The organism is Clostridium sp., from assembly GCF_016650035.1.
Taxonomy (GTDB): Bacteria; Bacillota; Clostridia; order Clostridiales; family Clostridiaceae; genus Clostridium_AD.
This window is the reverse complement of record NZ_JAENWM010000134.1, coordinates 1-7171: the sequence shown is the minus strand read 5'-3', so window position 1 is coordinate 7171 and position 7171 is coordinate 1. Positions and strand designations below refer to the sequence as shown.

The 7171-nt window shown below is 31.6% G+C and carries 7 protein-coding genes; 2 read left to right on the top strand and 5 right to left on the bottom strand.

Features of this window, described 5'->3' with window-relative positions:
- Nucleotides 1-86: 86 nt before the first annotated feature.
- A complete protein-coding gene (locus tag JJD95_RS19120) occupies nucleotides 87-743 on the bottom strand; it encodes a hypothetical protein (protein WP_291644937.1) in 657 nt (218 codons plus the stop codon).
- Between the two features lie 259 nt (nucleotides 744-1002).
- On the opposite strand from JJD95_RS19120, the gene JJD95_RS19115 reads away from it, so the two are divergent.
- Nucleotides 1003-1629, top strand: coding sequence for a TrkA C-terminal domain-containing protein (locus JJD95_RS19115; protein WP_291644939.1), 627 nt, complete (start codon nucleotides 1003-1005; stop codon nucleotides 1627-1629).
- A 43-nt stretch (nucleotides 1630-1672) separates the two neighbouring features.
- On the opposite strand, the gene JJD95_RS19110 is transcribed toward JJD95_RS19115, so the two are convergent.
- The 4 genes from JJD95_RS19110 to JJD95_RS19095 form a co-directional block, all read right to left on the bottom strand.
- A complete protein-coding gene (locus tag JJD95_RS19110) occupies nucleotides 1673-2596 on the bottom strand; it encodes an ArsA family ATPase (protein ID WP_291644935.1) in 924 nt (307 codons plus the stop codon).
- Nucleotides 2597-2613: 17 nt separating this feature from the next.
- A complete protein-coding gene (locus JJD95_RS19105; protein WP_291644933.1) occupies nucleotides 2614-2907 on the bottom strand; it encodes a hypothetical protein in 294 nt (97 codons plus the stop codon).
- A 151-nt stretch (nucleotides 2908-3058) separates the two neighbouring features.
- Nucleotides 3059-4693: a carbon starvation protein A gene (locus JJD95_RS19100; protein WP_291644932.1), complete on the bottom strand. Its 1635-nt coding sequence runs from the start codon at nucleotides 4691-4693 to the stop codon at nucleotides 3059-3061.
- A gap of 56 nt (nucleotides 4694-4749) precedes the next feature.
- Nucleotides 4750-5247 carry a hypothetical protein gene (locus JJD95_RS19095; RefSeq protein ID WP_291644931.1) on the bottom strand — a complete coding sequence of 166 codons (498 nt, stop codon included), beginning with the start codon at nucleotides 5245-5247 and terminating at the stop codon, nucleotides 4750-4752.
- A 295-nt stretch (nucleotides 5248-5542) separates the two neighbouring features.
- Between JJD95_RS19095 and JJD95_RS19090 the strand changes: the two genes are divergently transcribed.
- Entirely contained in the window at nucleotides 5543-7018 is a 1476-nt protein-coding gene (locus tag JJD95_RS19090; protein ID WP_291644929.1) for a 4Fe-4S dicluster domain-containing protein, read from the top strand.
- Nucleotides 7019-7171 lie beyond the last annotated feature (153 nt).

Genomic DNA, 7171 nt, shown 5'->3' with positions numbered 1-7171 from the left:
GAGCGCTAATATACCTGCTTTTGAAAATAAAACTTTACTCATAATTACCACCTCTCACTATGTATTTAATTATACAAAAAAAGCACCTACAGCTCAAACACTTTTTTTCTAAGTGTCCAGTCTATAGGTACCAGTTTATTATACGCTTTCTTTTCTTTTTCATTCATATCCTTCATTTTCAGATAATTTTCTTTTCTCTTCGCATCGTTTGTCATTATAGCTTTTTTAACTTTTTCCTTTTGATCTGGTGTTAGTACTTTGTTAACTACAAGAATATTTAAACTATTTTGTAGTTCTTCAGCTCTGATTTCTGTTTTCTTAAGGTGCATTTTTTCTTTTAATGCATCGGATTTTTCTTGAGTTAGAATTTTTTCAGTAACTAATTCATTAAATAATCCACCTTTATTGCCTTTACAATTTTTGCATTCATTGTCATCGCCACTTCTCTTGTCTGATTTTGTGGCCACATGATCTAAAATTCTTTTTCCTTCATCTGCAGTAATAACATTTAACTGTACACTCTCTTTAATTACATCCTCAAGTGTGCCCTTCATCTCTGCATGTCTTACTTGTTCCGTCTTTTCCTTATCCACAGTAACTTTAAAATCCATACTTGTCGCAAGTTTTTCATTTAAATTGCCACTATCTCTTACTGCAGCAAAACTAATACTTGTGGATGAAAGTGCTAAGCCTGTGCATAACATTCCACTTAAGATTTTCATTCGTAAAGATGTTTTTTTCATTTTAAGTCTCCTTACAGTAAATTTTTAATACTTTATTATTATTACTGTAATTAGTCAATAATATGCATTATACGACTGAAATGTCATGTTGATTTATGCGATTCGTGGGTAATAATGTATTTTTTTTTAATTAAAATTTGCAACTTACTACTTTGCCACTTGCCACGTGGGTGGCACCGGTGTATACTTAATGTGAAATTATTATACCTTGAAGGGGGGATTTATCGAAAGTATAATATTGCTTTTGATAAAATCAAAAATGCCAAATGAATCTACATTAAAACCTATATACCAAAAAATAGCTATTGATATTACTAATAGAATACTATCAGGGGATCTTTCTATAGGTGATAAGCTATACGGTCGGTCTTCACTTGCAAGTCAGTATAACGTGTCACCAGAAACTATCCGAAGGTCTATAACTCTTTTAAGTGACATGGATATAGTTAAAGTTACAAAAGGCAGTGGAATAGTAATAAACTCCGCAGATAATTGTTTGAAATTTATAAATGAATTCAAAGATATAGATTCTATGAGTTCTCTAAAAAAAGATATTATAGATTTACTTGAAAAGAAAAAAGAACTTGATAAAAGTATAGAATATACCATTGATGAACTAATAGATTATTCTAGTAGATTTAAAAATAGTAATCCTTTCATACCTTTTGAGTTTGAGATACAATCTGAAATTAGTATCCTAGGTAAAACTATATCCGAAGTTGAATTTTGGCAAAATACTGGTGCAACTATAATTGGAATAAGAAGAGACGAAAAATTAATACTTTCTCCAGGACCAGCTACTATATTTAAAGAAAAAGATATATTTGTAGTTATTTGCGCCGAAAATAGTTATAACAGGATTAAGACTTTTTTATTGAAAGACTAAAAACCATTACCACGCAGCACATAATGGCTGCGTGGTAATGGTTTTAAAAATACCTGGCTACATCTTTAATATTATCTGCCCTCATATCCGAGCTAAGCATAGGAATCTTTATAATATTTTTACCTTTGAATACATTATAAATTTCCTCTAGATATTTATTTTCAAGTTCTTTTCTTCCTATCCAAAATTCATCCACGCTATTCTCTGGTAAAATTCTATTAACAATCAAACTATCCACTTTGATTTTATATGTATCTAGTATTTTTATAGCTTTCACAGTTTCTTCTATAGCAAGCTTTTCAGCATTTAAAACGAATATAAAACTGAGCCTGTTATTATCAGTTATTATTTCCCTTGCATTTTCCATATTTTTAAGTCGTTTTGTAAGAATCTTGATTACCTCGTCACTAGAAGCTTCATCCTGATTCTTTTTACCTGCATTATTTGCCATTTGCATTATACCTAATGCTTTTTTTCTTTTAGCAATAAGAGATTTAAGCCATGCTCCTAGGAGCTCTGGTAGCGACATAAGCCTTACAGTATGCCCTGTTGGTGCAGTATCAAAAACTATTTGATCGTACTCACTACTTTCTTCATTTATTATTTCTATCATCTTATCGAAGAGAGCTGCCTCTTCAGTACCAGGCGAAACTGCTGCTGCATCTATCTGCTTTTTTATTTCCTTTACAATAATAGGACTTACTACATTTTTAAGATTAACCCGCACACCATCCATGTATTTTTTGCTTTCTACCTTAGAATCAATTTCTAATGCATCTAAATTTTTATCTATATTTATTATTTTACTTCCAATGGACTTTTCAAATATATCTGAAATAGAATGTGCTGGGTCTGTTGAAACTAAAAGTGTTCTTTTTCCTTTTAGTGCAGAGTTTAAGGCAAAAGAAGCTGAACATGTGGTTTTACCGACTCCACCCTTTCCTCCGAAAAAAACTATTTTATTCATATATATCCCCTCTTTCTTTAAGCATCTAAATCATAATCTCCCCATTTTTCTCCCCATATTGATTTTCTATCCATCATTCTTCTTTGCCAACTTTCTAAATCGTCTGCTATATAAGGTAATAGCTCCAGTGCATAATAGGAAGTTGGGAATGGAAGTCCAAGAGTATCTGCAAAACATAAAAGAATAAAATTATCCATTTCGTCTCGTGCTTCTTTTTCAAGGATTGCTTTAGATTTTCTATTAAAATCTGTAGCTCCTTGAAAGAACAACTTTAAATCTCTTATAAAATGTTTTATTGTATATTTATCCAAAGTTTATCACCTCTAATTTATAAATTAATGTTCAAATATGTATAAAGCTAACTCAGTATAGTTTGAAATTTAACCTTAAGCAAATTTCAATTTTCTACACAGCGTTAGCTTTATCATTTATACTTTATATACTATATTCTTAAAAATATTTTTATGCCTTAACGTTCTTATCTAGATCACCGATCTTTGAAGTTAATGCTTTTATACCAGAAACCATTAGCACTATTGCTAGTACAAATAGAATGCAAGCTATAATAATTAACAACCAGTTTGATCCGAAGTCCTTAGCCTTGTTAGCTATCAATAGAATTAAAGCAATTTGTGTAACAAAGAACATAAATATTGTTGGAAAAACTACCATCCTGTATTCTTTTCCTATATTTCTTAAGAATACTGCAACAGCTAATAATGCTAATGAAGCTAATAGTTGATTAGCTGCACCGAATATTGGCCATATTAGCTGCCAACCCTTAAATGTTAATGCACCACCAAATACAACTGTTATAGCGGTTGCAACATACTTATTAGCAAGCATATTTGGAGCTTTCCCATCTTCAGTTCCATTATCAAACATTTCCTGGAATATAAATCTTCCAAGTCTTGTTGCTGTATCCAGGGATGTTAGTGCGAAGGCTGAAATTGCAAGTGCAGTAAAGCTCTTACCTACTGCAAATGGTATTCCAAAGCTGGTCATGAAATTACCTATACCATCTGCAAATACATTTACAGCTCCACCTTTTAATAATTCAGTAAGTTTATCGGCTCCAACGTATGAAGCAGCGATAATAGCTACAATAGCTAGTACTCCTTCTATAAGCATTGAACCATATCCTATAAGCTTAATATCTTTTTCACTTGATAATTGTTTAGCAGTAGTTCCTGAAGCTACTAGTGAATGAAATCCAGAAATAGCACCACAAGCAACTGTTACAAATAGCATTGGGAATAATAAATTACCATTTCCTAAATTGAAGGAAGTAACTGCTGGTAATTGAAGAGTTGGATGTTCAATTATTACTCCAAGCGTTGCTCCAATAAGCATTGCATATAATAAGAATGAATTTAAATAATCTCTAGGTTGAAGAAGTATCCATACTGGTGCAATAGAAGCAATTGAAATATACACTAACAATACAATTACCCATGTATTATATGATAAAGCTAATGGGAAAAGTAATCCAAGCCATATACATAAAAATAGTAAAACAACGCCAATTACACTACTTAACCCAAGGCCTACACCTTTTCTGTATACGAAATAGCCAAAGTTAATAGCTAAAATCATAAATAATATTGAAGATGTACCTGCTGAAGGTGTACTTACAAAAGTACTTGCACATATTGATGTAAATGCTGCAATAACAAGTAATAGTGTTAGCCATGCAAAACATGCAAACAATATTTTACCTGTTCTACCCATATTGACATTAATAACTTCGCCTATTGACTTACCATCATGTCTAATTGATGCAAATAATGCACCCATGTCGTGAACCCCACCAAAGAAAATACTACCTATAATAATCCATAATACAACTGGCAGCCAACCAAATACTGCTGCACCTATAGGTCCAGCTATTGGACCTGCGCCTGCAATAGAAGAAAAATGATGACCGAGTAAAATTGGTGCCGGAGCTGGTACATAATCTACCCCATCCTCTCTCGTGTGTGCTGGGGTTGGTCTTTTAACATCTATACCCCATTTTTTACAAAGCCAAGCGCCATAAGTAGAGTAAGCAAATAAAAAAATAACGATTGTCCCTAAAATAAGTACTACTGAATTCATATAATTTCCCCCTTTTTATAAAATATCTATATAAATTTAAAAAAATTTATATTAGCTCATTTAGTGGAAAAAAACTTTTCATTTCCCTTAGCAAATTTATTAGTAATAACTTTGTTAGTATCCGAATTTATAAAAATTAATTTTACATTTACCCATCCCTTAAATCCTAATAAGAAGCTTTTATAATACTTAAACTTTCTTATAGCCTTTTGAGTTTCTAAATCTGGACTTTCAGTTGAAGAAAATATAAAAGTGATAACACTAGCCATGTGCTCTGAATCCATTTTAACAATATCATTTACATTTTCATGTAATAGAGATTTAATTTTAACAAGGTCAGTAACCTGAAATTCATCATCTATGTGTTTGTAAAAAACATATTCATGAGTCTTATAAGCGTATACCTCTGCTGCTTTCATAACCATATATTTAATACTTCTTTGATCAAACACACCAGCAAAATCAAAGTTAATTCCACCTATCTGCCTGTTATACTCAATATCAAAATTACTTTCGAACTTTTTAATTAACTCATTCATATATTTATCACTCATAGCTATCTGCCTTTCTACATATATTTTAATTGTATTATCCGAATATTATAAATATATATTATCACAAAAATAGACACTTGTACATATTTCATTAACATTTTTATTTGGAATTATATTATTAATTTAACTATATTCATAAAAATTTCTAAATATGTATTTGTAAAGGTATACCTAATATTATATTGAAGGATGCTAAGATTACCCACTTGCCGATTGTTTAACATAGTGATAGTATTTTAACATATGGATTTTATTTAATAGAATAAAACTAATTTTTAGGAAAGAAGTGATAAACTTGAAGGTTTTTGATAATGATATACAACTCATAAAATATGAGGTAATAAGAGAAGTAGTTAAACTTGCCCGCAAAGGAACTCTGAAAAAAGAAGGTAAAAACTTATTTAAAGTCCTTGTTCCCGGACCTAAAGCAAGAACCCGTTGTTGTATTCACAAGGAAAGAGCAATTATAGGTCAGCGAATAAAGCTTATAATGGGTGGAAATAAGAGGAATAAAAACGTTATTGAAGTAATTGATATTGCTTGTGATGAATGTCCAATACAGAGATTTAGGGTTACTGAAGCCTGTAGAGGTTGTTTAACTCACAAATGCATTCAAGTATGTCCTGTTGGTGCAATTCAATCTATAAATAGAAGATCTTACATAGACCCAAATAAATGTATTGAGTGTGGTAAATGCGAAGATGCTTGTCCTTATAATGCAATCTCTGATGTTATGAGACCCTGCATAAGGTCTTGTAACGCCGGAGCCTTAAGCATTGATGAAGACAAAAAGGCAGTAATCGATAATAGTAAATGTATACAATGTGGTACCTGCGTTTATCAATGCCCTTTCGGTGCAATTATGGATAAATCATCAGTAGTAGATATTACAAATGCATTGATTGAAGCAAAAGAAGATGAAAACGCACATGTATATGCTATCATTGCACCTGCAATCTCTAGCCAATTTACATATGCCAAAATTGGACAAGTAGTTTCCGGTATAAAACAATTAGGTTTTCATGATGTCATAGAAGTAGCCCTTGGTGCAGATATGGTAGCACAGCATGAAACAAGTGAATTTATAGAAACCATAGAGGAACTCAAAACTATGACAAGCTCTTGTTGCCCAGCTTTTGTTTCATTCATTAAAAAAAATTACCCCGAACTTGGTAAACATGTTTCAAGCACGGTTTCACCTATGATAGCAATATCTAAACTTATTAAAAACACAGATCCACTAGCTAAAGTTGTATTTATAGGACCTTGCACAGCTAAAAAAATGGAAATAAATAAGTCTGATATAAAAGGAATTACTGATTACGTAATGACTTTTGAAGAGCTCCAGGCTATGCTTGATGCTTTCGAAATAGATATAACTGAGTGCGAGGAACTTCCATTAAATAATGCTTCTTTTTATGGAAGAATCTTTGCTAAATCTGGCGGCCTTACCGAAGCCGTAAAACATTTAGTTGACGAGTCTAATACTGATCTAGAATTCAAGCCTATAAGTTGTGACGGTCTTATTGAATGTGATAAAGCCTTGAAACTCTTAAAATTCAATAGATCAACCGTCAATTTCATAGAAGGAATGGCTTGCACCGGTGGATGTATTGGAGGTGCTGCTTCTCTTAATCATGGTAGAAAAGATAAAAATGAAGTAGCTAAATATGGAAAGTTAGCCTTAGAACAAAATATTGCAGGTTCACTAAGAACAATAAAATTAGATGATATTGATTTACACCGTGGTAAAGACTTCATGTCTAAATAGAATCAAACAATAAAAAAATGCTGTATTAGAATACTTATAAGTATTCTAATACAGCATTTTTTATAGATTTCCTAAATTACTTTATCAGTCCTTGTTCTTTTAAGAACTCTGTAGCAACATCCTGTGGAGACTCCTCTAACCTAGCAACTTTAT